General features: G+C 64.2%; 26 protein-coding genes. 16 read left to right on the top strand and 10 right to left on the bottom strand.

The genetic code is table 11. From position 1 onward, the window contains the following. Positions 1-112 precede the first annotated feature (112 nt). The 5 genes from NKJ57_RS00205 to NKJ57_RS00185 are packed head-to-tail and all read left to right on the top strand — an operon-like array spanning position 113 to position 4,206. A complete protein-coding gene (locus NKJ57_RS00205; RefSeq protein ID WP_352510245.1) occupies positions 113-1,099 on the top strand; it encodes an ABC transporter permease in 987 nt (328 codons plus the stop codon). Continuing rightward, positions 1,096-1,926: an ABC transporter permease gene (locus tag NKJ57_RS00200; RefSeq protein ID WP_352510244.1), complete on the top strand. Its 831-nt coding sequence runs from the start codon at positions 1,096-1,098 to the stop codon at positions 1,924-1,926. Before NKJ57_RS00205 ends, NKJ57_RS00200 begins: the two co-directional genes overlap by 4 nt. Then, positions 1,923-2,918, top strand: a complete 996-nt coding sequence (locus tag NKJ57_RS00195; protein ID WP_352510243.1) for an ABC transporter ATP-binding protein — start codon at positions 1,923-1,925, stop codon at positions 2,916-2,918. The genes NKJ57_RS00200 and NKJ57_RS00195 overlap by 4 nt, the downstream gene beginning before the upstream one ends. After that, complete coding sequence (locus NKJ57_RS00190; protein WP_023737499.1) at positions 2,915-3,700, top strand: ATP-binding cassette domain-containing protein; 786 nt, start codon at positions 2,915-2,917, stop codon at positions 3,698-3,700. The genes NKJ57_RS00195 and NKJ57_RS00190 overlap by 4 nt, the downstream gene beginning before the upstream one ends. Next, on the top strand, positions 3,697-4,206 hold the full coding sequence (locus tag NKJ57_RS00185) for an L-2-amino-thiazoline-4-carboxylic acid hydrolase (protein ID WP_023701464.1): 510 nt from the start codon (positions 3,697-3,699) through the stop codon (positions 4,204-4,206). The genes NKJ57_RS00190 and NKJ57_RS00185 overlap by 4 nt, the downstream gene beginning before the upstream one ends. 11 nt (positions 4,207-4,217) lie before the next feature. Here NKJ57_RS00185 and NKJ57_RS00180 read toward each other — a convergent pair whose 3' ends face one another. The 5 genes from NKJ57_RS00180 to NKJ57_RS00160 are packed head-to-tail and all read right to left on the bottom strand — an operon-like array spanning position 4,218 to position 9,255. After that, positions 4,218-5,000, bottom strand: a complete 783-nt coding sequence (locus NKJ57_RS00180; protein ID WP_352510242.1) for a DeoR/GlpR family DNA-binding transcription regulator — start codon at positions 4,998-5,000, stop codon at positions 4,218-4,220. Positions 5,001-5,002: 2 nt separating this feature from the next. Continuing rightward, positions 5,003-5,806: an HAD-IIB family hydrolase gene (locus NKJ57_RS00175; RefSeq protein ID WP_352510562.1), complete on the bottom strand. Its 804-nt coding sequence runs from the start codon at positions 5,804-5,806 to the stop codon at positions 5,003-5,005. 7 nt (positions 5,807-5,813) lie between these two features. After that, complete coding sequence (locus NKJ57_RS00170; protein ID WP_352510241.1) at positions 5,814-7,106, bottom strand: iron-containing alcohol dehydrogenase; 1,293 nt, start codon at positions 7,104-7,106, stop codon at positions 5,814-5,816. Between the two features lie 14 nt (positions 7,107-7,120). Further along, positions 7,121-8,578, bottom strand: coding sequence for a xylulokinase (locus NKJ57_RS00165; protein WP_352510240.1), 1,458 nt, complete (start codon positions 8,576-8,578; stop codon positions 7,121-7,123). Continuing rightward, a complete protein-coding gene (locus tag NKJ57_RS00160; RefSeq protein ID WP_352510239.1) occupies positions 8,578-9,255 on the bottom strand; it encodes a beta/alpha barrel domain-containing protein in 678 nt (225 codons plus the stop codon). Before NKJ57_RS00160 ends, NKJ57_RS00165 begins: the two co-directional genes overlap by 1 nt. 237 nt (positions 9,256-9,492) lie before the next feature. Here NKJ57_RS00160 and NKJ57_RS00155 point away from each other — a divergent pair, with 237 nt between their 5' ends. From NKJ57_RS00155 to NKJ57_RS00135, 5 genes are all read left to right on the top strand, one after another. Beyond that, positions 9,493-10,806, top strand: a complete 1,314-nt coding sequence (locus NKJ57_RS00155) for an ABC transporter substrate-binding protein (RefSeq protein WP_352510238.1) — start codon at positions 9,493-9,495, stop codon at positions 10,804-10,806. A gap of 67 nt (positions 10,807-10,873) precedes the next feature. Continuing rightward, the gene (locus tag NKJ57_RS00150; RefSeq protein ID WP_352510237.1) at positions 10,874-11,803 is read left to right on the top strand and encodes a carbohydrate ABC transporter permease; all 930 of its coding nucleotides are present in this window, start codon (positions 10,874-10,876) and stop codon (positions 11,801-11,803) included. Positions 11,804-11,813: 10 nt separating this feature from the next. Then, on the top strand, positions 11,814-12,647 hold the full coding sequence (locus NKJ57_RS00145; RefSeq protein ID WP_352510236.1) for a carbohydrate ABC transporter permease: 834 nt from the start codon (positions 11,814-11,816) through the stop codon (positions 12,645-12,647). An 11-nt stretch (positions 12,648-12,658) separates the two neighbouring features. Next, on the top strand, positions 12,659-13,714 hold the full coding sequence (locus tag NKJ57_RS00140; RefSeq protein ID WP_023830120.1) for an ABC transporter ATP-binding protein: 1,056 nt from the start codon (positions 12,659-12,661) through the stop codon (positions 13,712-13,714). Then, complete coding sequence (locus NKJ57_RS00135) at positions 13,711-13,875, top strand: hypothetical protein (protein WP_023728593.1); 165 nt, start codon at positions 13,711-13,713, stop codon at positions 13,873-13,875. Before NKJ57_RS00140 ends, NKJ57_RS00135 begins: the two co-directional genes overlap by 4 nt. Before the next feature lie 22 nt (positions 13,876-13,897). Here the strand turns inward: NKJ57_RS00135 and ggt are convergent, their stop codons facing one another. The 5 genes from ggt to NKJ57_RS00110 are packed head-to-tail and all read right to left on the bottom strand — an operon-like array spanning position 13,898 to position 20,451. Further along, on the bottom strand, positions 13,898-15,484 hold the full coding sequence (gene ggt, locus NKJ57_RS00130) for a gamma-glutamyltransferase (RefSeq protein WP_352510235.1): 1,587 nt from the start codon (positions 15,482-15,484) through the stop codon (positions 13,898-13,900). 41 nt (positions 15,485-15,525) lie between these two features. Continuing rightward, complete coding sequence (locus tag NKJ57_RS00125; RefSeq protein WP_031201307.1) at positions 15,526-16,827, bottom strand: NAD(P)/FAD-dependent oxidoreductase; 1,302 nt, start codon at positions 16,825-16,827, stop codon at positions 15,526-15,528. Positions 16,828-16,829: 2 nt separating this feature from the next. Continuing rightward, positions 16,830-18,212 (bottom strand): glutamine synthetase family protein, encoded by a 1,383-nt coding sequence (locus tag NKJ57_RS00120; protein ID WP_023685714.1) that lies wholly within the window; start codon positions 18,210-18,212, stop codon positions 16,830-16,832. Between the two features lie 6 nt (positions 18,213-18,218). Next, positions 18,219-19,502, bottom strand: coding sequence for a glycosyltransferase (locus NKJ57_RS00115; RefSeq protein ID WP_023685713.1), 1,284 nt, complete (start codon positions 19,500-19,502; stop codon positions 18,219-18,221). 10 nt (positions 19,503-19,512) lie between these two features. Beyond that, complete coding sequence (locus NKJ57_RS00110; protein WP_023685712.1) at positions 19,513-20,451, bottom strand: GntR family transcriptional regulator; 939 nt, start codon at positions 20,449-20,451, stop codon at positions 19,513-19,515. Between the two features lie 235 nt (positions 20,452-20,686). On the opposite strand from NKJ57_RS00110, the gene NKJ57_RS00105 reads away from it, so the two are divergent. The 6 genes from NKJ57_RS00105 to NKJ57_RS00080 all read left to right on the top strand — a co-directional run bounded on the left by NKJ57_RS00105 (position 20,687) and on the right by NKJ57_RS00080 (position 26,373). After that, positions 20,687-21,751: a polyamine ABC transporter substrate-binding protein gene (locus NKJ57_RS00105; protein WP_352510233.1), complete on the top strand. Its 1,065-nt coding sequence runs from the start codon at positions 20,687-20,689 to the stop codon at positions 21,749-21,751. Positions 21,752-21,845: 94 nt separating this feature from the next. Further along, complete coding sequence (locus tag NKJ57_RS00100) at positions 21,846-22,688, top strand: ABC transporter permease (RefSeq protein ID WP_352510231.1); 843 nt, start codon at positions 21,846-21,848, stop codon at positions 22,686-22,688. 186 nt (positions 22,689-22,874) lie between these two features. Next, positions 22,875-23,666, top strand: coding sequence for an ABC transporter permease (locus NKJ57_RS00095; RefSeq protein WP_023707562.1), 792 nt, complete (start codon positions 22,875-22,877; stop codon positions 23,664-23,666). Beyond that, a complete protein-coding gene (locus NKJ57_RS00090; RefSeq protein WP_352510230.1) occupies positions 23,663-24,736 on the top strand; it encodes an ABC transporter ATP-binding protein in 1,074 nt (357 codons plus the stop codon). The genes NKJ57_RS00095 and NKJ57_RS00090 overlap by 4 nt, the downstream gene beginning before the upstream one ends. A gap of 9 nt (positions 24,737-24,745) precedes the next feature. Then, positions 24,746-26,020, top strand: coding sequence for a glycosyltransferase (locus NKJ57_RS00085; protein ID WP_352510229.1), 1,275 nt, complete (start codon positions 24,746-24,748; stop codon positions 26,018-26,020). Then, complete coding sequence (locus NKJ57_RS00080; protein WP_352510228.1) at positions 26,017-26,373, top strand: cupin domain-containing protein; 357 nt, start codon at positions 26,017-26,019, stop codon at positions 26,371-26,373. Before NKJ57_RS00085 ends, NKJ57_RS00080 begins: the two co-directional genes overlap by 4 nt. Positions 26,374-26,385 lie beyond the last annotated feature (12 nt).

Genomic DNA, 26,385 nt, shown 5'->3' with positions numbered 1-26,385 from the left:
AAGGCAGAGGCGACATCCAATCTCCCCCCTTGCGGGGGAGATGTCCGGCAGGACAGAGGGGGGTGCCTAGACACCGCACCTCTCCCGACTGGCGCAGCGCTATGCCTTTCCCATGACCCGCGCCCTCACCCTCATCCGCCGTCGCCTCGTCGGCAGCATCTTCGTGCTGCTGATCGTCATCATCGGCACATTCCTCCTCCTGGAAGCTGCCCCCGGTGACGCGGTCGACGCCTACATCGTCTCGACCGGCGGCGACGCCGGCATGATCGAATTGCTGCGTCATCGCTGGGGCCTCGACCAGTCCGAGCTGACACGGCTCGCGAACTATCTCTGGGCGCTGCTGCATTTCGACCTGGGCCAGTCCGTTACCTTCTCGCGGCCAATTCGCGATGTTATCCTGGAACGCCTGCCGACGACACTGCTCCTGATGGTGACCGCCACTGCGCTCTCCTTCGGTTTGGGCTCGGCGCTCGGCATCTACGCCGGCGCCAGACCCGGCAGCTTTCGCGACCGCTTCCTGTCGATCGGCTCGCTGGCGCTTTATGCCGTGCCGGGTTTCTGGTTTGGCCTGGTGCTGATCGTCGTCTTTGCCGTCGACCTGCGCTGGCTGCCGATCGGCGGCATCGAGAGCCTGGCCTCGGACAAAATCGGGTTGGACCGCGCCGCCGACATCGCCGTCCATCTCGTCCTGCCGGTTTCCGCGCTCGGCTTCATCTATCTCGCGCTCTATCTGCGCATGATGCGCGCCGGCATGGCCGAGGCGTGGCGGCAGGATTTTGTGCTCGCCGCCCGCGCCAGGGGGCTGTCGCGCCGCCGCATCGTGCTCGCCCATGTCGCCCGCAACGCGCTCTTGCCGCTGGTCACCATGCTCGGCCTGCAATCGGCGCAGATGCTTGGCGGCAGCGTCGTCATCGAGAGCGTCTTTGCCGTGCCCGGCCTCGGCCGGCTGGCGCAGGAAGCGGTCGCCTCGCGCGACACGCCGCTGCTGCTCGGCATCATCCTCACCAGCGCCGTCCTCGTCATTGCCGTCAACCTTGCCGTCGACATCGCCTACGCCCTCCTCGACCCGCGCGTCGGCGCCGGCGAGGCCAGCGCGTGAGCGCGCTGCCGCGGTTCCTGCGCCGGCCGGAAGCGGTCGCCGGTGCGATCATCCTGACGCTTCTGTTCGCCATGGCGCTGTTTGCGTCGCTGCTCTTCCCCGGCGACCCGCAGGCCATTGCCGGACCAGCACTGCTGCCGCCGTTGCAGGACTGGTCGCTGCCGCTCGGCACCGACCGGCTCGGCCGTGACGTGCTGGCCGAACTGTTCCACGGCGCCCGCACCTCGCTGGCGGTCGGCCTGGCGGCGGCGGCGGCGGCACTCTTCGTCGGCGCGATCGTCGGCACGCTGGCCGGCTTTGCCGGCGGCCTTGTCGACGAGGGGCTGATGCGCATCATCGATGCCTTCCAGACCGTGCCGAGTTTTCTCTTGGCGCTGGCCTTCGTCAGCGTCGTCGGGCCGTCGCTCGGCGTCGTCGTCACGGCAATAGCGCTTGGCGCCTGGACCGGACCGGCGCGTGTAGCGCGCGCCGAAGTGCTGTCGATCCGCGAGCGCGATTACGTCGCCGGCGCTCGCGTCATCGGCATGCATCCGCTTGAGATCGCTTTTCGCGAAGTGCTTCCCAACGCTCTGCCGCCGGTGCTGGCCTTGTCCTCGGTGATCGTGGCGGCCGCGATCCTCACCGAGGCAGCGCTTTCCTTCCTCGGTCTCGGCGACCCCAATCGCGTCACCTGGGGCGGCATGATTGCCGAGGGCCGCACTGTGCTGCGAACCGCGCCCTTTCTGTCGATCGTTCCGGGCATTGCCCTGGTACTGACCGTGCTCGGTATCTATCTCGCCGGCGAAGGCGTGGTGGAGACGACGGCGGTGCGGAGGAGCCTGTCGTGACCGCACTGGCTGAGATACGCGATCTGTCAGTGCGCTATCGGCGAGATGGCAGCGAGGTGACGGCGCTGAAGGGGGTCAGCCTGGATGTTATTGCCGGCGAGCGGCTGGCGATCATTGGCGAAAGCGGTTCGGGCAAGAGCACGCTGGCGCTGGCGGTGGCTGGACTGCTGCCCGGGTCAGCCAAGGTTAAGGGAAGGATCGATTGGTTCCTGAGATCGACAGGAGAGGCAGGCGTCAAGGCACCCCCCTCTGTCCTGCCGGACATCTCCCCCTCAAGGGGGGAGATTAAGCTCTCATCTGCGCTTTCGCCAATCACTGGCATTGCAGGAAGAGCGCTGGCCGCAAAGCTGCCAATCTCCCCCCTTGAGGGGGAGATGTCCGGCAGGACAGAGGGGGGCGCCGTAGAGCGCAAACTATCCGTCGCAAACCCCCTTCCCGGCCGCGACATTGGTTTCGTCTTCCAGGACCCGTCCGCCAGCCTCGACCCCGTCATGACCGTCGGCAAACAGATCGCCGAAGTCGCCTGCACCCACCTCGGCCTCGACTGGCCGCAAGCCTACGCCAAGGCAAAGACCCTGCTCGAACGCGTCCGCCTGCCCGACCCACAAACCGCCATGCGTGCTTTCCCGCACCAGCTCTCCGGCGGCCAGAAGCAGCGCGTTGCAATTGCCGCGGCCATTGCAGCCGGTCCGAAACTGCTGATCGCCGATGAGGCGACCAGCGCGCTGGACACCATTGTGCAAGCGGAAATCGTCAGCCTCATTCGGCAACTGGTGGCGGAGGACGGCATGACGCTGCTGTTCATCAGCCACGACATCGCGCTGGCCGCCGAACTCGCAGAGCGTATCGCTGTATTCCGGAACGCCGAACTGATCGAACTCGGCCCGACTGAGCAAATCATAAACGCCCCGCGCCATGCCTATACGCGAACGCTGCTCGACGCCCATCTCGGCCTCGACGCCGATCCGCTGCTACGACGGGCGCCGGCATGAACTTGCTCACCGTCTCCGGTCTTACCAAGCGATACCGTCGTGGCGGCAAGGCCATCGCGGCCGTCGACGGTGTCTCCTTCGCCATCGAACCCGGCGAGACGCTGGCGCTGGCCGGGCCCTCCGGCAGCGGCAAGTCGACGATCGCGCGGCTGGTGCTTAGGTTGATCGAGCCCGACGCCGGCACCGTCCAGTTCGAAGGCGATGACTTTCTGCTCTTGAAGGGTGCGGCCCTGCGCACCAAGCGCGCGCGCCTGCAAATGGTGTTCCAGGATCCGCTCGCCGCGTTCAACCCGCGCGCCACGGTGGCTCGCGTGCTTGACGATCCCTTGCGCATCCATGCCATCGCTTCCCGCGCCGAGAGGCCGGCCCGCATTGCTGCCTTGCTGGATCGCGTCGGGCTGGCAGCCGATCTCGCCCCGCGCGCCATTCACGAAATCTCCGGCGGCCAGCGCCAGCGCGTCGCCATCGCCCGCGCCATCGCAACCAAACCGTCGCTGATCGTGCTCGACGAGGCGGTGTCGGCGCTCGACGTTTCGGTCCGCGGACAGATCCTTGCGTTGCTGCTCGACCTGCAAGCCAGGGAACGGATCGCCTATCTCTTCATTTCGCATGATCTCGGCGTCGTACGGGCCATCGCCCACCGCGTCGTTCTTCTCGACGCCGGGCGGATCGCCGAGAGCGGCGACGCCCGCAACGTAGTCGACGCGCCGCAATCGGCAATCGGCAAGGCGCTGGTTGCGGCGGCGCCAAGATTGGACAGAAGCAGCAGGCAAGTACCATGACCGAACCAGAAGCCAGAGCCGAAAAACTCTCGCGCGAACTCGATTCCGCCTTCCGTAACCGCGCCGATCTCTACCGTCTGTTTCTCGACGAGCTGACCGGCGAACTCGGCGCGGAAAAGGCCGAGGCGATCATGATCCGCACCATCGAGCAGCGCGGCAAGGAGGTGGCGGCGGCCGCCTTCGTCCGTTTCGGACCTAACGACGCGCCGGCCATCGGCGAGGCATTTTTGGCCGTCAGCCCGGATGGCGGCCTGATGTATCCGACCGATGTCGAGCGCGGGCCGGACCACATCGCCTTCAAGGTGAAGCGTTGTCCGCTGAAGGACGCCTGGGTCGAGGCCGGTGTCGGTGATGAAAAACTCGCCACGCTCTGCCGCATCGCCGGCGCTTTCGACCGTGGTCTGTTCGAGGCAACGGGCGTGCGCTTCGACAATGTCACCTGGACGCCGGGCCACGGCTCCGGCTGCTGCCACATCGCGCTGACCAACCGGGATGCCGCCGAATAGGCAGTTGCTGATCAGCCGGCGGCAAACACATGCAGCTCCGTGCCCGCCTGTTCGGCAGCAGTGCGCAGGTCGGCCTTCGGTTCGCTGTCGGTGACGATATCGGCAATGTCATTGAGCCCGCAGATGCGTTCGAGACTGCTGCGGCCAAACTTGTCGTGGGTCACCACCAGCACCGTCGACAATGAACGCGATATCATCGCGCGTTTAACGGCTGCGGCGCCCGAGATCATGTCGCTCGGACCATCGGCGCTTATCCCCGATGCCCCGATAATGGCGACGTCGGCATTGTAGCGGCGCAGGAACTCGACGGTGTCTTCGCCCAACACGCTGCCTTCCCGGCTATCATAGGTCCCGGGGCAGAGCAGCACCCGAAAGGTCGGATTGGCGCCGGCCACAGAGGCCACTCCGGTGGAATTGGTGATGATGGTCAGGTCGCGCTTCAGCTGCGAAAGGTTGCGCGCCACCTCATAGGTGGTCGAACCGCCATCGATCATCACGATCTGGCCCTTCTCGACAAGGCTTGCCGCGCCGCGGCCGATGCGGGCGCGCTCCTCGATCAGGGTCAGGCCACGCTCGGAAATCACCGGTTCTGATGTCACCAGCGAGATCGTCGCACCGCCATAGGTGCGGTTGATCAGTCCGGCATCGCCGAGTTCGATGAGATCGCGGCGGATGGTCTCGCCGGCGACGCCGATGCGCCGTGCGAGCTTGGAGATGCGTATCGACGCCGACCGGCGCACTTCCGAAAGGATAAGCGCGTGCCGCTCCTTCTTCGTCAGTCGGCCTTGGTCCATGACTATTCCATTCCCTTTGCAGCAATCAGCGCGTCGCCAAGCTCGGCAAATCCCTCCGCGCCGCGCCCGCTTGTGACGAAGGCGGGAGACGCAGGAAGCTCGTCGGCGAAGTCCAGCACATTAGCGACGCCGACGCTGTTGGGGAAGAAGCCGAACATTGGTGCATCGTTTGGACTATCGCCGACGAAGACAATGCTGTCCTTGTCGTGGTCGATATCTATACCGAAACAGTCCCGCAAGAATAGCCGGCTTGTCGACAGTTTGTCGTATTTGCCGAACCAGCCATTGACGTGGATGGACGAGATTTTCGCCGTCGCGCCATAGCGCTGGAAGATGCCGACGATCTTCAGAACCTCGGTTTTGGGCAGCGGCGCCACGTCCTCGCAAAAATCGATCGCCAGATCGGCCTCGCGATAGGCCTGGTCGGCCGCGACCGCCGCACCCGGAACTTCGCTCAGAACGGTTTGCTCGATCTCCTTGAGGCGTGCGGCATCGGCCTGCCGTTCGGCAGCGCTCTTGGCGTAGTGGCGAACAATCCGCTTTTTGGCGTCGTCGTAGCGGAAATAGAAGGCGCCGTTCTCGCCGATCACGCCGTCCACCGGCCATTGCCGGGCGATCAGGTCGCACCAGCCGGCAGGGCGGCCGGTAACCGGCGCGACAATGAAGCCGGCCTGCTTCAGCCGCTCGAGCGCCGCATAGGCTTTTGCCGGCAACCGCCCCTTGTCGGTCAAGGTGTCGTCTATGTCGGTCAGCACGACAGCGATGTTGCGCCGGTCCGGCGCGGTGAAGTCGGTGAGCGGACGCAGCACCCGCTCAGGCTCCCGCCGCAACCGTTTCGAGCGAGGCAGCAGCGACGTCGAGCATGGTGAACCTGTCGCGGATCAGCCGCGCATTGGCGACCGCCTCGTCGTAGAAGCCAGCCGGTATGGCGACCTCTTGCGGCGTGGTCGGGGCGCCGGCGGCACGCAGTGCTGCCGCGATCTCGCGCGCCGGGCGTGCCACCCGCAGCAGCCTTTCGCGATGCGAGCGCCACTGCCTGGCCAGCATGGTGTTGACAGCGTCCGCCCGTTCGCGGTCCAGCAGCTTGGGCTTGAATGCCGCCCAGCAGGAACGTCCGAGCGTTTCGCCGAAGATTTCGATGAAGCGGTCTGGCGTATCGGCGGACGGCGCGAGCTGCAGCTCCCGCAGCGCCAGCACGCGTTCCTGTAGCCGCGCCATCGTCAACGTCGTCACCGCTATGTGCTCGCCGTGATGCGCCTCGGGCAATCCCTGGCCCCGCATGTCGATATAGTGGGCGATGAGATGTTCGCCCTGACTGGCCGGATAGGAGCCGCCGCACAAAGTCATGCCAAGGCCCGACATGACCAGCGTGCGCACCAGCACTTCCGTTGCCTCAAGGTCGCCGGTCCCGAGTTCGCCGGCTTTGGCGATAAGCGCCTCCTCGTCCTCGGCCAGAAGCATGAACGGCGCCTCCCGGTAGGGCGTGCCGAGCAACAGATGCGCCATCAGCCAATCGGTCTGCGCGGTCGGCCGCGCCATCGAATCGCCGAAGCCGGCAGCGATCAGCCGGTGCGGCGCTCGCGCCATGACATCGAGATCGAGGAAGACACCGACCGGCAGGCTCGCCGTCAGCGATTTCTTCAGGCCGTCCTCTGTGATTGCCGCAGACACCGAGGTGTAGCCGTTCATCGACGGCGCGGTGCCGAACACCGCATAGGGCTTTTCGGTCAGATGGGCGGCATATTTGGTGATGTCATTGATCGAGCCCGATCCGACCGCGACCAGACCGCTGGCGTCTTTCGTGCGGGCGATCACCGATCGCACGGTGTCCATGTCGGGATGCGGATGGCGCGGCAGGATGATCTTGTCGACATCGCTGGAGCCGCGCAGCGCAATCGACACTCTCTCGCCGAGAGCCAGCCTTGTGTCGGGATCCATGACAACGGCGAGCCTGCGGCCGAGCGGCAGCGGCTTGACCAGCGCATCGGCTTCATCGCCGAGACCGCGCCCTATGACGATGGTCTTCAGCGGCACCGACAGCATTCCCTGGCTATCCGGGTCAGGCAGCGTGCCGGCAATAAGGCGATCGAGCATTTGTCTGGACATAGGATGCAGTCCGGTCAGTCAGCATGAAGCGGGGTCAGGGCATCGAACAAGGTGCGATACCGGCGGTAACTTCTGTCGTAGGCGGCCTTGGCGGAAGGATCAGGGTCGATCGTCTCGATGTGGCCGGCCAGCCTTTCAGCCGCCTGCTGCACTGAGGAGGTAAGGCCGATGGCTGCGGCGGCAAGGATTGCCGCACCGATCGGCGAGGCATCGGCCGCACCCGCGATCTCGACCGGCCTGCCGCTGACATCGGCACGGATTTGCGCCCATACCCGGCTGCGCGCGCCACCGCCTGAGAGCCGGATGCGATCCGTCGCGATATCGAGATCGTCCAGCCGGTCGACCACGTCGCGCATGGCAAAGGCACAGCCCTCCAGCACGGCACGGGCACAAGCGGCTTTGCCGTGGAAGGATGTCAGGCCGTAGAAAGCGGCACGCGCTTCGGCGATCCAGCGCGGCGCCATGGCACCGGACAACGCGGGCAAGAACAGCAAATCGTCGCTGCCGGCAACCACCGTCGCCGCCAGTTCCGACATCGCCGCCGGCGAATCGACGCCGAAGGTTGTTAGAAACCACGTCACCGCGCCGCCCGAGAGCCATCCGGGATTGGAGATGAAATAGCCGTTGCCGAGAAAGCCATGGGTCTCGACCAGGCCGCCGGGGTCGAGGCGAAGCGTGCCGGACACCGCGCCGACCACTTCGGCCGTGCCGAGATTGCAGGCGACGACACCGGGCACGACAACCCCGGCGCCTATGGCGGCCGAAAAATCATCGCCGGTGCCGACCGCCAGCGGCGTGCCCACAGGAAGACCGGTGAGCTCGGCGCCGGCGTGGGTCAAGGCGCCGGCGATCTCAGATGCATCGTCGATGCCGGGCAATTTATCTGCATCGATGTCGAAGGCCGCCAGCAGATCGCCGGCATAATTGTGCTCCTTCAGCCCATAGAGCATGGTCGTCGAGGCCAGCGCGTGATCGATGACGGCACGACCGCACAACGCTGCGACCACGAATGATACCGGTTGATGCCAGAGCGCCACTCGGCGCGCTTCGGGCAGGTTGCGCGCGGCCCAGCGGATTTTCGCCGCCATATGGGTGGCGTCCAGAACGAGACCGGTGCGCTCACGGATGAAGTCCGGGTCGATGCCGGCGATCTCTCCTGCCGCCCGCCGGTCCATCCAGATGATGCACGGAGCCAGCGCCTCACCATTGCGATCGACCGCGACGCAGCCGTCGAGCTGGCCGGCAATGGCAATACCCTTGATGTCGGACGGCGCAAGCCCAGCCTTGTCGAGCGCGCCGGCAATGGCCGGCTTGAGCGCCGCCAGCCACAGCGCCGGGTTCTGTTCGGCCCAGCCGGGCGCCGGGAAGGCCGGCTGGTACAACACAGCGGCCTCGCCACGCAGCCGCAATTCGTCATCGACAACGATCGCCTTTAGGCTTTGTGTGCCGAGATCGATGCCGATGACTGGCATTAGACACGCTCGCAATCCGCGAGGACATCCCGCAGTTGCGAGAGGATAGAACCTTTCGTCGGCGAATAGGAGCCATCGAAAACCGCTGTGCCAATGGTAAAAGCGTTGGCGCCGGCCAGCTTGATTGCCTTGATGCGATCGGCTGATGCCACAGCGCCGGCGACGATCAGATGCCGCGACGGACCAAGCCCGCGCCGGGCTGCGCGCACCAGTTCGGCCGGGTTGGCCTCGGTGGCGCGATAGGCGAGGATGTCGCATCCCGCACAACCCTTCTCGGCGAAGGCGCGGCAGTCGGCCTCAACATCCTCGGCCGAACCGCCGAGCTTGGTCGGATGGCCGACCGGCCGCCCGGGAAAAGGGTAGTATTCGGTGCCGCTCCCCTCCAGCAACGCCATGATCTCGTCGACCTGGGTACCACCGAGCAGGCGCTGGATGCCGAGATCCCTGGCGATGCGCGCGGAATTAAGGCAGGCCTCAGCCGTCGTCGAGACAACTTCCATGTAAGTGGTGGCGCCTGTCCGGCCAATGGCGACAGCGAGCTTGCGCAGCACATCCGGCGCGACGCCAATATCCTTGAAGCCGACATGCTTCAGGCCGACCGGCTCAATCAAATCGACCAGGTCGAGACAGTCCTCGACCGTGCGATCGTTGCGCGTCAGCATGAAGATGAAGTCCATCCGAAAGGTCCCTCGCCTGGTCGGGAAAGCCGGTTTGCTGCCGGTCTGTTAACACCTCCTAACCATTTGTTGCAAGGTGCCACATTTTGATTTGCAGTACCACACATTTTATGACAAAACGGGCGCCGGCCCGCCAGGCACGACTTCTAGGGAGAGGGAAGAATGCTCAAGCCGCTGAGACGTACCGCGTCCAGACTGCTCGTCGCAGTCGTATTTGTGTGGCCCCTGACGTGGCAAGTGACACAAGCGGCCGCGTGGGATCTGAAAGAGGCGTCGAAACCCTATAGCGGCCAGACCATCCGCATGGTCGGCGAGGCGCTGCCGCCGCTCGAAGCGCTGAAGAAGATGGCGCCGGAGTTTGAAAAACAGACCGGCATCCATGTCGAAGTCGAGATGTACGAGCACTCGGAAGCCGTCAACAAGGTGCAGCTCGATCTCAACTCGCACCGCGGCCGCTACGACGTCATCATCCAGCCGCATCGCGAACTCGGCAAGTTCGCCACCAACAACCATCTGGTCGAAATCGCCAAGATGATGGCCGACCCGGCTTTGCGCGATCCGAGCTTCGAGCCGGAGAAGCAGCTCTACCAGACCGCCTGGCACGAAATCTCCTGGTATGACGGCAAGGAGTACGGCTTCCCCTTCACAGTGCTCAACATGTTCATGTGGTATCGCTCGGACCTGCTCGCCGATCCCAAGGAGCAGGCAGGCTTCAAGGCCAAGTATGGCTACGACCTCGCTCCCGCCAAGGACTGGAAGCAATACCGCGATATCGCCGAATGGTTCTATCGCCCCGACCAGGGTTTTTACGGCACCGCCCTGCAGGGCAAGCGCCATGAGGCACTGTGGTATGAGTGGCTCAATTTCCTTTATTCCTTCGGCGGCGACGTGCTCGAAGTGAAGAGCGGCTCGGCCTGCGGCCCGGTCATCGTCAACAGCCCCAAGGCCGTCGCCTCGCTCGAATATTACAAGAGCCTGCTGGAATTCTCGCCGCCGGACAGCCTCAACTATTTCTGGGATGATGTCATGGCGCTGATGCAGCAAGCCAAGGTCGCCGAGCTGATCATGTGGAACGACGCAACCTATGCCGTGTCGGTCGACACCACGGCCTCCACCGTGGTCGGCAAGGTTGGCTTCGATCTCGTGCCGCAAGGCGACGGCGGGAAGATCGGCCAGGTCGAGGGCTGGACCTATCTGATCCCGGTCTATTCGAAGAACCAGCAGGCCGCCTTCCTCTTCGTCCAGTGGATGATGGGCTATGACCGCCAGCTCGAACAGCATCTCAATGGCGGCGCTTCAGGTCGGCCGGATGTCTATGCCTCCGCCGAGGTGCAGAAGCTGCCCTATGCCAAGGCTTCGATGGAGGCCAACGAGCATGCGGTGCCGAAGGCGACGCTGCCGCAATCGGCCGAGATGACCGACATACTAGTGCGCGAACTGTCATCCTACCTCGCCGGCGAAAAGGAGGCGCAGGCCGCCCTTGACACCGCCGCCACTGACATCTCGACACTGCTCGGTTCTTGCGCACCCATGACCTATCCGGCACGATAGGCCTTGAGATGTCGCGCAGAGGCTACCCGCACAAGCGGGTAGCCGTTCTTGTCCGCAGGAAACGCCCGTGACGAACCGCACTCCATCGCCGCGCGGAATGCCGCTTCTCGACCGTGGGGTGGGGCCGCTCTTGATGCTGCCGGCGACCCTGCTCGTCGTCGTCTTCCTGGTCGGCCCGTTCTACTACATGGTCTACACCGCGCTGACCGACCTCAGCTTCGCCGACGCCAGCCATGCCGGCGCCTTCGTCGGTTTCGACAATTTCCGCAAGCTGATGCGCAACGACCCATTCTTCTGGGCATCGTTCCTGTTGACGCTGAAATTCGTCGTCATCGCCGTCGGCCTTGAGTTCCTGCTCGGCTTTGCGCTGGCCTTCCTGATCTTCCGCTTCGTCGCCAGCCAGCGGCTTCTCACCATACTGCTGCTCATCCCGATGATGATCGCGCCGGTCGCCGTCGGGCTGATCTGGCGGCTGCTGTTGCAGGGCGATTTCGGCATGCTCACCTTCTACATGCGCAAGGTCGGCCTGCTGGCGCAGAATTCGGCGGTGCTTTCGGCACCCGACCTGGTGTTTCCGACCATCGTCGCCATCGATGTCTGGCAGTGGACGCCTTTCGTCACCCTGATCATGCTCGCCGGGATGATGAGCCTGCCGCGCGCGCCGTTCGAGGCGGCGATGATGGATGGCGCCAAACCGTTCCAGATTTTCCGAGACGTCATGCTGCCGCTGCTGCGGCCGGTCATCGCGCTCGTGCTGCTGCTGCGCGGCATCGACGCCTTCAAGGAGTTCGACAAGGTTTTCCTGATGACCGGCGGCGGACCGGGAACGCTGACCGAGCTGGTCTCGATCTATGCCTACCGCGTCAATTTCCGCAACTGGGACCTCGGCTACGGCGCCGCGGTCGCCTTCATGATCTATCTCGTCGTGCTGATCCTGTGCTCGGTCTTCTACAAGGCCGTCTACTGGTCGAGCCGCAAGCAGGTGGGGGCGTTTTGAGGGCGCTGCGATGATCGATCAATCCACCAACCGCGCCTGGAGGAGCTTTGCCTGGGCCGTGCTGCTGGTCGCAGTGGTTGTTGCGCTGACGCCTTACGTCTGGATGGTGCTGGCCTCGTTCAAGAACCGCGTCGACCTTCTGTCTTCTGTGCCGAAATGGGTCTTTTCGCCGACGCTCTCCAACTATCCGGCCGTCTTCATCGACAAGGGATACTGGCCGCTGGCGATCAATTCGGTGCTGATCTCGGTGTCGTCTACGATGCTCTGCATCGTCATCGGCGCGCCGGCTGCCTATGGCTTTGCCCGTTCCAATTTCCCCGGCAAGGAAGACCTGTTCTTCTTCTTCCTGACGACGCGCATGGCACCGCCGATCTCGATCGCCGTGCCGCTGTTCCTGTTCTTCACCTCGCTTGGCCTGATCGACACCATCTACGCCGTGGTGATCGCCCACACCTCTTTCAACCTGTCGCTCGTCGTCTGGATGATGCGCGGCTTCTTCGCCGAAATCCCCAGGGAGATCGACGAAGCCGCGATGATGGACGGCCGCTCGCGGCTCGGCGCATTCTTTTTCGTCGTTGCACCGCTGGCCGCGCCCGGCATCGGCGCGACGGCCGTGCTCTGCTTCATCCTGTCATGGAACGAGTTCCTCTACGCCTTCATCCTCGTCGCCTTCGACGGGCGGCCGCTGACCGTCGGCATACCGGGGCTGGTGACGCCGCATGGCACGCTATGGGGCCAAGTCGCGGCGGTCGCCATCGTGGCGACGCTGCCGATCGTGCTTTTCACTTTCCTTGTCCAGAAACAGCTCGTCCGCGGCCTCACCTTCGGCGCGGTCAAGGGTTGAAGGGATCTCGCATGGCAATTGTTTTCGACGGCGTCACCAAGGCTTTCCCCGATGGGACGGTGGCGCTGCAGGCGCTCGACCTTGCTTTCGAGCCCGGTGAATTCCTCGTGCTGCTCGGGCCCTCCGGCTCGGGCAAGACGACAGCCTGCCGGCTGCTCGCCGGGCTGGAGCGGCCGACCGCCGGGCGCATCATGGTCGAGGGTCGCGATGTCACCGACCTGCCGCCGCGCCTGCGCGGCATGGGCATGGTGTTCCAGAACTATGCGCTCTACAGCCATAAGAGCGTCTACGAGAACATCGCCTATCCCTTGCGCATCCGAAAAATGCCGGCCGCCGTGCTCGACCGCTGCGTCCGCGCCATGGCCGAGCTGCTCGAAATCACCCGTTACCTCGACCGCCGCCCTTCGCAATTGTCGGGCGGCCAGGCGCAGCGCGTCGCTGTGGCCCGCGCCCTGGTCTGGCAGCCTAGCCTCTGTCTGATGGATGAGCCGCTGTCCAATCTCGACGCCTTGTTGCGGCTCCACATGCGCACCGAGCTGAAGCGGCTGCATCGCGAGCTGAAAAAGACCTTCGTCTTCGTCACCCACGACCAGGAAGAGGCGATGACGCTGGCGACCAGGGTCGCGGTGCTGCGCGAAGGCGCGCTGATCCAGTACGACGACCCGCGCGAGATCTACCGGCGCCCGGCCAATCGCTTCATCGCCGAATTCATCGGCCGTCCAGCGATGAACACGTTCGATGGTGACGTCCGCGCCGGCGTCTTCCACGCCAGCGGTTTCACTTGCCCGCTTCCGGGAAAGCCTGATGGTCCCATCGTGCTCGGCATTCGCCCCGAGCAGATCCAACTGGTCGACGCCTCCGCAAGCGATGCCATCCAGTTTGCCGTCGACGTCGTCGAACCGGTCGAGCCGGACGTGCTGATCTTCGCCAAGAGCGAGGCGAACGCGCTGATCGTCAGGACAGTGAATGTCGATCGCGCTTTCGATCCCGGCCAGCCGCTTTATCTACGCTTTCCGCCGGCAGCGCTGCACACGTTCGATGCGGTTTCGGGAGCGCGGCTGCCGTGAGCTCGCTACTCGCTTTGGTGCCGCTGGCCGCCGCGGCACTTGTCTGGCGGCTGTTCTACAGCTTCAACCTGTCGCGGCGCTGGTTCTCGATGGGGGAACTCATCTTCTGGGACGCCATTGCACTGGTAATCCTGCAGCTTGTCTGGCTGATCTGGTTCTGAATGCGCATTCCAGCAACGCAGATCAGTAGCCCAGCGCACAACCGTCCTTGCGCGGATCGGAGGCACCGGTGAGCGTGCCCTTTTCCCAATCGATCAGCACCAACTGGCCGCCGCCATGCGGCTCCTCGGCGATCGAAACCTGATGGCCGCGCTGACGCAGGCCGGCGATCGCCTCAGCCGGAATCCCGCGCTCGGCCAGCACGGCATTGTCCTTGTAGAACACCCGTGGCGCATCCAGTGCCTGCTGCGGGTCCATCCCGAAATCGATCATGTTGGTCAGCAGATGGACATGGCCGAACGGCTGGTAGCCGCCGCCCATCACCCCGAACGGCATCACCACCTTACCCCCTCGCGTCGCCATGCCAGGCATGATGGTGTGCATCGGTCGCTTTCGCGGCGCGATACGATTTGGATGGCCTTCCGTGAGGCGAAAACTGCTGCCGCGATTCTGCAGCACGACGCCTGTCTTGGGACCGACGACGCCGCTGCCGAAGGAACCGAAGGTCGAGTTGATGAAGCTGACCGAATTGCGGTCGCGGTCGACCACGGAGATATAGACGGTGTCGCTGCGCGACAGCTCAAGCCGCGGCAGATGCGTCATGGCGAGGGCCGGATCGATGGCGGCGCGCAGCCGCTCCGCATAGGCTGCCGACAGCAGTTGTTCGACGGGGACCTGGACGAAATCCTGGTCGCCGATGAAAGTATCGCGGTCCTGGTAGGCAAGCCGGCCGGCTTCGATCTCGAGATGCAGCCGCTGGGCACTGTTCGGCTCCAACGAACCAAGGCTGAAGCCCGAAAGCACATTCAGCATGATCAGCGCCGTCATGCCCTGATTGTTCGGTGGCATCTGATGGATATCGTAGCCGCGATAGGACGTATTCACCGACGTAACGTAGTCGCCTTGGGTCTCGGCGAAATCCTCCAATGCATGCAGCCCGCCCAGCGCGCGAAGACGTTCCACCAGATCGTCCGCGACCTCACCTTCATAAAACCCTGCACGGCCTCGGTTGGCAATGATGCGCAAGGTGCCCGCCAAGTGCGGCTGCCGATGCACATCGCCGGCTTGCGGCGCCCTTCCCTCGGGCAGGAATATGCGCGCGGCGTGTTCATCGGCTGAGAGCAGGGCGACCTCGTCGGCCCAGTCGAAGGCGACGCGATCATAAACGACACAGCCTTGTTCGGCATAGCGAATGGCTGGCGCCAGCGCGGCGTCGATGCCCTTTTTTCCGTGGTCCTCGAGTAGCCGGCACCATGCATCGATGGCGCCTGGTATGGTGACGGCATGCGGTCCGGCCGCAGGCAGTTCGCTATGCCCCCGCTCCAGATACCATTCGGCGGTTGCCGCAGCGGGCGAACGCCCCGAGCCGTTGAAAGCGAGAACATCGCCCTCGCCTTTGGGACTGTAGAGCACAAAACAGTCGCCGCCGATGCCGGTCGATTGCGGCTCGACGACGCCTTGCACCGCCGCAGCGCAGACAGCGGCATCCATGGCATTGCCGCCGGAGCGCAGCATGTCGATGGCGGCCAGCGTCGCCAGCGGATGCGATGTCGCCGCCATCGCTTCTGTCGCGCGAACTGGCGAGCGGCCGGGGAACTGAAAATCACGCATGCAATCGCCTCCAATGATTTCGCGCCCGCCGGCCGCAGCCTTCAATGCTTGATGCGGTCGCGCATGGCGTACCACAACATCCCCAGCACATAGAGCGGGCCCCGCAGCGCTGTACCGCCCGGGAACGGCATCGGCGTCAGCGTCGAGAACAGGTCCAGCCGCGAGGCGTCGCCCGTAATCGCTTCGGCCAAGAGCTTGCCCGACAGCGTTGACAGGATGACGCCCTTGCCGGAATAGCCATGCGCGAAATAGACCTCGCCATAGTGCCCGACATGCGGCAGCCGCGACGTGGTCACCGACACCAGACCGCCCCAGGCATGATCGATGCGGCAGCCCTTCAGTTGCGGGAAGGTGGCCTCCATGTGCGGCCGCACGAAGCCGGCGATGTCGGCCGGCGGCGATGGCGTGTAGCGCTCGCCGCCGCCGAACAGCAGCCGACCGTCCGCCGACATGCGGTAGTAGTTGACGACGAAGCGCGTGTCGGACACCGCGACATTGGCCGGGATGACATTGTGTTTGCCCTCCAGCGGTTCGGTGGCGACGATGTAGTTGCCGACCGGCATGATGCGGCTGTTGACGCGCGGCTCCAGCCCATGCAGCAACGCGTCGCCGGCCAGCACGACATGTTTGGCCCTTACCGACCCCTGCGCCGTCGAGACCCGGATCGAAGGCTCGCGCTCCAGCTTTACCGCGACGGAATTTTCATGGATGACGACACCGGCCGCCACGGCGGCACGGGCAAGGCCGAGCGTGTAGTTCAGCGGATGCATATGGCCGCCAAGCGGCTCATACATCGCGCCATGATAGGGCGTGTCCACCTTGCCGCGTGCCTGCGCCGCCGACAGGATCTCGACGTCGCGGAACTTCATCACGCTCTCGAGGCATTTGGCCTCGTCTTCGAGATCCCTGAGGTCGGAGCCATTAACGGCACCGACGAGATGGCCGGTCAGCCGCAGATCGCAATCGATGGCGTGGCGCTCGATGATGTCGAGCACCAGGCCCCGCGCCTCGAAGGCGAGGTCGAACAGCGCCTTCGCCCGCTCGGGGCCGTAAAGCTTGACCAACCCCTTGGCGCCTTTGCGCAGGCCAGGGATCATCTGGCCGCCATTGCGGCCCGACGCGCCCCAGCCGATCTTGCCGCCTTCGAGCAGCACCACCTTCAGGCCGCGCTCGGCGGCATGAAGGGCGGCCGACAGGCCGGTGCAGCCGCCGCCGACCACCACCAGATCGGCGCCGACATCTCCCACCAGCGCCGGATGGTCCGGCGCCGGATTGGCGGTGGCGACATAATAGGAATTGCCGATATCGAGGCTCGAATTGAAACCTGTTGAGCCGGAGGCCATGATCACACCTTCAGCAGCAAATGGTCGCGTTCCCAGCTCGTCACCACGCTCTGGAACAGGTCGAGTTCGACGCTCTTGACGCGCAGATAGGTCTGGAAAAAATCCTCGCCGAGCAATGCCCGCACCGGCTCGCAAGCAATGAAACGATCAAGCGCCTCCTCCATCGTTTTCGGCAGCGTGCTTTTGATCCTGTAGGCATTGCCCGAGGCCTCAGCCGAGCGCGCCAGCTTCTGCTCGACGCCGAGATAGCCGGCAAGCAGCGAACCGGCGATCGCCAGATAGGGATTGCAATCCGCTCCCGGCAAGCGGTTCTCTACCCGCCGGGCGGCGCGGCCACCTGCCGGCACGCGCAGGCCGCAAGAGCGGTTGTCATGCGACCATTCGATGTTGGCCGGTGCGCTGTGGTTCGGCCGGATGCGGCGGAACGAGTTCACGTTGGGTGCGAACAGCGGCATGATCTCGGGCACATATCTCTGCAGGCCGCCGATGAAATGGCCGAACATTTCGGTGTCTGCATCATCTCTGTCGGCAAACAGCGCGGCGCCTGTCGTTTCATCGACGACAGACATGTGCAGATGCATCGAGCTTCCCGCCTGCGCCGCGATCGGCTTGGCCATGAAGGTCGCGTGCATGCCGCTCTGCTGCGCCGCCTGGCGAGTCAGCCGCTTGAACAGCAGCACCTGGTCGGCGAGCGGCACCGCGTCGCCGTGCAAGAGATTGATCTCCAGCTGCGCGGTGCCGGACTCATGGATCAGCGTGTCGAGCGGCAGGCCGGCGGCTGCGGCATAATCATAGACGCGCCTTATCACCGGCTCGAATTCTTCCAGCGCCACCATGTCATAGGGATGCTGCGAGCCCTCGGCGCGGCCATTGGCGCCAACCGGTGCCGTCAGCGGCTGGTCGGGATTCGGATTGGGCGCGGTCAGATAGAATTCGATTTCCGGCGCCACCACCGCGCGCCAACCGCGCTTCCGGTAGAGATCGAGCACGGCGCGCAGCACATGTCGTGGCGAGGCCATCCAGGGCTTGCCTTGCATGTGGAAGGCGTCGGCGAAGACATAGGCTTTGCCGACGCCACCGCCCGGCGCCAGGCACAGCGTCGACATATCAGGCACCATGCGCATATCCGGGTCTTGATAGGCAAAGCCTTCGTCGATGGAACCGGAGTAGCGGCCATCGATGCTGACCAGGAAAGCGCTGCTCGGCAGGTAGAGTGCGCGGTCTTCCAGCGCCTTGAGGAATTTCACCGTCGGCAGCGCCTTGCCGCGCAGCACGCCATTCATGTCGGGCACCAGGCACTCGACCTCCGTGATGCCGTGCTGGGCGAGCCAGGCCTTGGGATCGTTGCCGGTGAAGAGAGCGGTGTTGGTATTTTTGTCCTGCATTTTGGTTCACGTACCTATGAGAGAGAGTATGGCTTGCGCGGCCACATCCGTTCCAGGGGTCAGCGCCATCTTGGCAGCATTGTCCCTGAGGCGGGCGCGCATCGCATCGTCGGCCAGCAGGCCGAGAATGGCTCTCTCCAATCCCCCTTCCGTCCAGGCGTCGCGGCCGATATGGTCGCCGACACCTGTCTCTCCCGCGCGTTGCGCATTGTCGTGACCGTCCCAGCAATAGGGCATGATCAGCGACGGCACGCCGAAGCGCAGCGCCTCGCAAAAGCTGTTGTTGCCGCCATGGTGGATGAACAGGTCCGACTTCGCCACCACCGAAGGCTGCGGAAACCAGGCGTCGAGATAGACATTGTCCGGCACCGCGCGATAGGCGTCGCGCAGGCCGCCGGCATTGACGATGAAGCGCGCCGGCAGCCGGTCGAAGACGGCGAGCATGCGTTCGATCAGCCCGACATCCATCGCGCCGAGACTGCCGAAGCTGACATAGACCAGCGGCCCGCCATTGCGCGGAAACACCGGCACCTCGAACGGCCCTTCCGAGCGCACGCAGCCTTCGAGATAAACGAAGCGTTTGGGGTCGAGCGGCTCGGCCCGCTCACGCCGTACGATCGCTGGCGTCAGCAGCAGATTGAGGTCGGGTGATGTCTCGAGGAACAGGCCCTTGGGCAACGGCGCCAGGCCGGCATCCGCGCGAAAACGGTTGAAGCGCTCATGCGCGGGTGCGGAGGCCGCGAGATAGCGCGCTTCGAACGCCGCACGTTGCGGGTCGTCGGCACCCATCCCCGAGAGATAGGGCGGCACCTCGGCATCCGGCAGTTCCGTCTCGGCACAGGAGACGACGCGCACCCACGGGCAGCCGGCGGCGGCGATCGCCGGGAACATGATGACGTTGTCGAGCACCACCACATCCGGCTTCAGCCGCGCCAGCAATTGGCGCAGCGGCGCCTCGGCGTTGACGGCGGTGTCGACGATCGCTTGCCAGGTCGGCGCGACATAGGTCTCGAGCTGGTCGATCGGGCTCAGCCGGAAATGCGGCAGGTGCCGGCGCACGAAGGCCTGCCAATAGCTCTGCCGCTCGCTGTCGCTCAGCGGCTCATCCGTCGGCAGATGGTATTCCTGGAAGCCATAGTCGGTAAAGACGCCGGAGAAGCCGGCATGGCAGATGAAGACGGGGCGAGCGCCCCGTGCGCGCAATGCCTGTGCGATACCGACGCAATTCAACGCGGCGCCGAAACTGGCTTCGGGAAACAGCGCGATGGTCGGGCTGGCTTTACGCGTCAATTATTCCTCTTCAATCCGGCCGGCTGATCATGCCGAACAGTGCGGGAGCTCCGCGGCTGGCTGCTTGCGGTCGCTGGCTGCGGGAGAGCCGCAGGTGGATGCGAAGCAGATCGGCAGCCACCTCATACTGCCGGCTTTCAAGATAGTCGAGTATGCCCGAGTGTTCGCGCAACGATTGCCGCAGCCGAAACACGTTGACGCCGGAATAGATGCCCGGCAGCCGGCGCAGGCGGAGATGATCGGCCAATGCATCCGACACAAAACGGTTGGCGCAGCCCTCGGCGATCATGCCATGAAAATCCATGTCCAGCCGCTGGAACTCGCGCGTGTCGAATGTCTCGTCCGGCAGCGCTGCAAGCGCTTCCATGCCTTGCCGCAACATTGCTGCCCGCGCCCCGTCCAGCCGAAAGCCTGGCGTCAGGATGGCCGCCGGCTCCAGCACCAGGCGGAACTCGTAGCTTTCGCCTTGCGCCTCCGGATCGTCCGGCGCGCGGCGAAACAACCAGGATTGCCCAGGCGCACGATCCAGAAGATTCTCGTCGGTCAGTTTGTTAAGTGCTTTTAGTACCGTCTTGCGATCAGCGTCGTAGCGTCGCATCAGCCCCGCGATGGTCACCGTCTGGTCCAACCGTCGCGCCGAGCGGTCGCGCAGGATGGCTTCGGCGAGCTCGTCTTCCTCCGCACTAGGTAGTTCGGCGGCAATGGCGGGCTGGGCGGCGAGGTCGACCGTCAGATGATAACCGCTGTCGGCCTCCCAGCGCACCACGCCCCGTTCCGCGAGCAGGCCGAGTGCGGCGCGTACGGGCGTGCGCGAGACATTGCACAGCGAGGCGATCTGCTGTTCGGGCAGGCGGGCGCCAGGCTCGAAGCCACGCTGCCGCGCCACATCCAGGATGCGCTGCGCCAGATCGAGATGGTTGGTGCGAGGTCGTCTGGCTACGGCTTGCATGACTTTTCTCGAATGCGAATGTGGCGCATTGGTCTGGCTGATCGCCGGAACAGGGACAATCGGCCAAATTCCTCCGTCGGTTGACAGATTATGGATTGACGTACTTTTTTCTGCAATAGTACTGTCGGCACAATCGGCGAGAAAAGACCGAGGGAACAGGATCGAGGCAGGCGCGCGCGTCGCCGGCCTTGGTCCGGCAAATGATTTCGACGATCAAACCGAATGGGAGACTGCCATGACCGCTACCAGCCTGCGGCGCCGTGCGCTCAATACATCCTCAATCGCTCTCGGTCTCGCCCTGACGCTCTCGGGGCCGGCCGCCGCAGCCGACCTCGTTATTTCGAACTGGGATGGGTACATGGCACCCGACGCCATGGCCGCTTTCAAGACCGCCACCGGCATTGCCGGCGAAGTGGTGGTGCACGCCACCAATGAAGAGATCATGGGCAAGCTGATTGCCGCCGGCGGCAAGGGCTATGACGTGGTCTTCGTCTCCTCGCCCTTCGCCGAAGTATTAAACAAGCTTGGCCTGACCGAGCCGATCGACCATGCCAAGATCCCCAACCTCGCCAACCTCTATCCCGAAGCGACCAAGCTGCCGCACGATGCCGGCAACGCTTTCTCCGTGCCTTACACCTGGGGCACGACGGGCCTCTGCTACCGCTCTGACCTTGTCAAGACGGCGCCCACGAGCTGGAGCGACCTGCTCGCCCCTTCCGACGAGATGAAGGGCAAGACCACCATGCTGGCGACCGATCGCTGGCTGCTGGCCGCCGGGCAGCTCGACAAGGGCTATTCGGTCAACGAGACCGACCCGGCCAAGATGGCCGAGGTCAAGGACCTCTTGATCTCCGCCAAGAAGACCCTGCTCGCCTATGACGACACCACCTTCTATTCCAAGCTGGTTTCCGGCGAGGCGCTGATGGTGCAGGCCTGGGACGGCTGGTGCAATTACGGCATCGCCGACAAGCCGGAGATCAAATACGTCATCCCTAAAGAAGGTTCGGACCTGTGGGTCGACACGATGGTGGTGATGAAGGCGTCCGAGCACAAGGACGACGCCTTCAAGTTCATCAACTTCATGCTCGACGCCAAGAACCACGCCTGGGCGGCGCAGAACATCGACTGCAAGGTGCCGAACAAGCCGGCGATGGAAAGCCTGCCGGCCGACTTCCTGGCCAAATTCCCCAACATGGCGATGCCGGTGGCCGATCTCGTCAAGTTCGAGCAGTTGCGTGACGTCGGCGAAGCCCAGCGCGACTATTCCAAGATCGTCAGCGAGATCAAGGCCGCGCAGTAAGCGGCGCAGACTTCACGGCCGGCAGCACTTCTGCCGCCGGCCCTGAGCGGTACCCGAGAAATTGTCCCAGACCCGACTTCGTTCCTCTCTGCTGATGGCCCCGGCGCTGGTCTGGCTGACCGCGCTGATGGTTATCCCATGCGCCCTGGTGCTGGCGCTCGCCTTCTTCCGGCGCGGCGTCTATGGCGGCATCGACTACACTTTGACGCTGGAAAATTTCGGGTTGGTCTTCGACCCGCTCTATGCCGGCATCTTACTCAAATCGGCGCGTATCGCCGGCACCGCGACCCTGATCGCGGTGGTGATCGGCTATGCCGCCGCCTATGCGATCGCGGCCGCCCCGCGCCGGTGGCAGCCGGTGTTCCTGTTTTTCGCCGTGCTGCCGTTCTGGTCCAACTACCTGATCCGCACCTATGCCTGGATCGTGCTGCTGAACCGCGAAGGCCTGATCACCCAGCTCTTGCGCTGGTTCGGCTACACCGGCGAACCGCCCTCGATGCTCTATACCGAAGGCTCGGTCATCGCAGGCCTCGTCTACAACTATCTGCCCTTCGTCATCCTCGCCTGCTACGCGCCGCTGTCACGCCTCAACCCGGAACTGGCCGAGGCCTCACGCGATCTCGGCGCCTCCGCTGCCACCACCTTCCGACGTGTCATCCTGCCGCTGACCGTGCCCGGCATCGCTGCGGGTGCTGTCTTCGTCTTTGTGCTGTCGATCGGCAATTTCGTCACCCCGGCGCTGCTTGGCGGCGGCCGCTTCCAGATGATCGGCAACCTCGTCTACGACCAGTTCCTGACCGCCAATGACTGGCCGTTTGGCGCGGCATTGGCGATGGCGCTGATCGCCATCATGCTTCTGGTGCTGATGGCGCAGGCGCTCGCCGCCGACCGCGCCGCGGGGCGTGCGACTGAGGCAAGGGGCGACGCCGATGGCTGAGCGCTGCGCAATTCTTGCTTTCTCCCCGTTCACCGGGAGAAGGTGCCCCGAAGGGGCGGATGAGGGGCGGCGTCAACCTTTGCGACGCTCAACGCTGCCCCCCGTCTGCCTGCCGGCATCTTCTCCCCGTGAACGGGAAGAAGGACTCTGGTCGTTCGCTTGCGTTCCAATTGTCGGAGGCCGGCGATGACCCATTCCTTCACCCGTACGCTCGGCATGCGGACGATCCTCACCCTCGTCTTCGCCTTCCTCTACATCCCGATCGCCGTGCTGGTGGCGCTGTCCTTCAACGAAGGCGGATTGCCGACGGCATGGTCGGGCTTTTCGCTGAAATGGTATGCCTCGCTGGCCGGCAATTCCGCCATCCTTTCCGCTGCGCTCAACACGCTGATCGTGGCGTTGGTCTCCACGGCCATCGCCACGCTGCTCGGCACGCTGCTGGCCATCGGCATCGAGATGCGCCGGCAATACGGCAGGGGTCTCGAGGCGCTGATCTTCGCACCGATGATCATCCCCGACATCGTCCTGGCGATCGCTCTGCTGTCGTTCTTCTCCATGCTAAACCTGACCATGGGCCTGCACACCATCATCCTCGCCCATGTCGTCTTCAACCTCGCCTTCGTCTGCTCGGTGGTGCGCGCAAGGCTAAAGAGTTTCGACTGGTCGATCGTCGAGGCCTCCGCCGACCTCGGCGCCTCGGCTCTGACCACCTTCCGGCGTGTGACATTGCCGGTCATCGCGCCGGCAGTGGTCGCCGGCGCTCTGCTTGCCTTCACGCTCTCGGTCGACGAGTTCATCATCGCCTTCTTCACCGCCGGTGCCGGCCGCGCCTCGACGACGCTGCCGATGCAGATCTACGCCATGATCCGCTTCGGCATCACGCCGGAGATCAACGCGCTGGCGACGATCGTCATGGCGGTATCCATCACCGCGCTGACCCTGTCGCAGCGGCTCAACCGTGGGATCATCGGCCAATGAGCGAACCGCGCACGCTGCTGGCCATTGATAACGTTTCGAAGAAGTTCGGCCGGGTCACCGCCGTCGACGGCATCTCGCTCGACATCCGCGAAAACGAGTTCTTCGCGCTGCTTGGACCCTCCGGCTGCGGCAAGACCACGCTGCTGCGCATGCTGGCCGGCTTCGAGACGCCAACCGACGGCCGCATACTGCTCGATGGCAAGGACATCGCCCGGACCCCGCCCAACAATCGGCCGGTCAATCTGATGTTCCAGTCCTACGCGCTGTTCCCGCATATGAGCGTGCGCGCCAATGTCTCCTACGGGCTGGAGATGGAGCGCTTGCCGAAAGCTGAAATCCGTTCCCGCGTCGAGGCCATTCTGGCCACCACCGAGCTTGTCCCCTTCGCCGACCGTAAGCCTGAGCAATTGTCGGGTGGCCAGAAGCAGCGCGTCGCGCTCGCCCGCGCGCTGGTCAAACGGCCTCGGTTGCTGCTGCTCGACGAACCGCTGGGCGCGCTGGACAAGAAACTGCGCGGCGCCATGCAGATGGAGCTGAAGCGCCTGCAGCACGAAGTCGGCATCACCTTCGTCATCGTCACCCACGACCAGGAAGAGTCACTCGTCATGGCCGACCGCATGGCGGTGCTCAAGGACGGCCAGCTGCTGCAATGCGACACGCCGCACGCGATCTACGAGCATCCCACCGACCGTTTCGTCGCCGACTTCATCGGCGTGATGAATTTCGTACCGGGCAAGGTGTCTGCGGATGGCGTGATCGCCGCGAACGGCGCGCGCATCACCGGCAAGGTTCCCGCCAAGCTCACACCCGGCGCTTCCGCTGTCGCTTCGGTGCGACCCGAGCGCATCCGGCTGTTCCCGTCACCCGAGACCGCCAACCGCACCGCCGGCACGGTCGAGGCGCTGGCCTATCACGGGCTGGACCTGCAGCTGCATATCCGCACGCCCTTGTCGCCAAAACCGTTCCTGGTGCGCGTCACCGCCGATGCCGCCGACCGCCGGCCGGTCTCGTCGGGCGATCAGGTCGAACTCGGCTGGGACGCCGCCGATGTCAGAATTTTTCAGGAATAGGAGAGCTTGATGGCGCAGAAGACGATCGCGTTTTTTCCCGAAGCGGCCTACGGCCCGGCGCTCAATTCGGTCGGCATCGCGCAAGCCGTCGAGGCGCGCGGCCATAAGGCAGTGTTCCTGTCCGACCCCGGCTTTGTCGATGTCTACAAGGGTTACGGCTTCGAAGCGCATCCGGTGAACCTGTCGGAGCCGATGCCGCCCGAGCAGATGGCGAAATTCTGGGAAGACTTCATCAACGGCCACATCCCGAACTTCCGCAAATCGCCCTACGATCAGGTCGACAATTACGTGAAGGATTGCTGGACCGCGATCGTCGACAGCGCCAAATGGGCGCAGAAGGATTTGCCGCGAGTCCTGGCCGCCATCAAGCCTGATGTCATTTGCGTCGACAATGTGATCCTGTTTCCGGCCATCAAACAGTTCGGCAAGCCTTGGGTGCGCGTCATCTCCTGCTCGGAAAACGAGATCGAGGATGAGGACATCCCGCCGCATCTCTCCGGTTGCGGCGAGAACGACCATGTCGGCCACCAGCGCTATCGCGATCATTTCAATGCGGTGATCAAGCCCATCCACGACGACTTCAACGCCTTCCTCACCGCAAACAATGAAGCGCCATACCCGGTCGGTCAGTTCTTCGAGGCCTCGCCCTATCTCAATCTCCTGCTCTATCCCGAAGCGGCAAAGTTCAAACGCCGCCATCCGCTTGATACGACGAAATTCCAGTATCTCGAAGGCTGCGTGCGGCAGGAAAAGCCATACGCCGTGCCGACCTTCGCCGAGAACAATGACGGGCCGCTGCTCTATGTCTCCTTCGGCAGCCTCGGCGCCGGCGATGTCGATTTGTTGAAGCGCATAATCGCAACACTGGGCAAGACCCGTTACCGCGCGCTGGTCAATGTCGGCGGCTACAAGGACCTGTACACGGATGTGCCGGACAACGTCATCGTCGAGAGCTGGTTTCCGCAGCCTTCAGTCATCCCGCAGGTCGATGCCGTCATCCACCATGGCGGCAACAACTCGTTCACGGAGTGCCTCTATTTCGGCAAGCCGGCCATCATCATGCCCTATGTCTGGGACGGCCACGACAACGCCACCCGCGTCCAGGAAACCGGCCACGGCTTCGGCATGCCGCGCTACGACTGGAGCGACGCCCAGTTGGTCAGCAGGATCGAGGCTTGCCTGACCGACCCCAAGATGAAGGCCAAGCTGGCGAAGACCTCGTCGCAGATGCGGGCACAGAACGGACCGGAAAAGGCCGCAGGGTTGCTGGAGAAGTTGCTGTGACCTCCTCCGCTCCGCACCTTTACCAAGCCTCCACCCGCACCGACCTCGTCGACTGGGGCGCCCAGTCCGACGCGCTCGACGGCGCGTCGCACTCGACCGGCAGGCTTGTCCACAAAGGACCCAACAACCAGCCGGAATCCGGCATCTGGGTCTGCACGCCCGGCCGCTGGCGGCTCTCGATTCCGCGCGACGAATTGTGCCATTTCGTCGCCGGCCGCGCGACGTACCGGTCGGATGCCGGGGAGGTGGTAGAAGTCGCAGCCGGGACCGTGGTCATGTTCCCTGCCGGCTGGACAGGCGAATGCACCGTGCATGAGACCATGCGCAACGTCTACATGCTGGCATCGCCGTAGTGGAGCTTCACA

Source organism: Mesorhizobium sp. M0077 (assembly GCF_040322955.1).
Lineage (GTDB): Bacteria > Pseudomonadota > Alphaproteobacteria > Rhizobiales > Rhizobiaceae > Mesorhizobium.
This window is presented reverse-complemented; position numbering and strand designations above follow the sequence as displayed.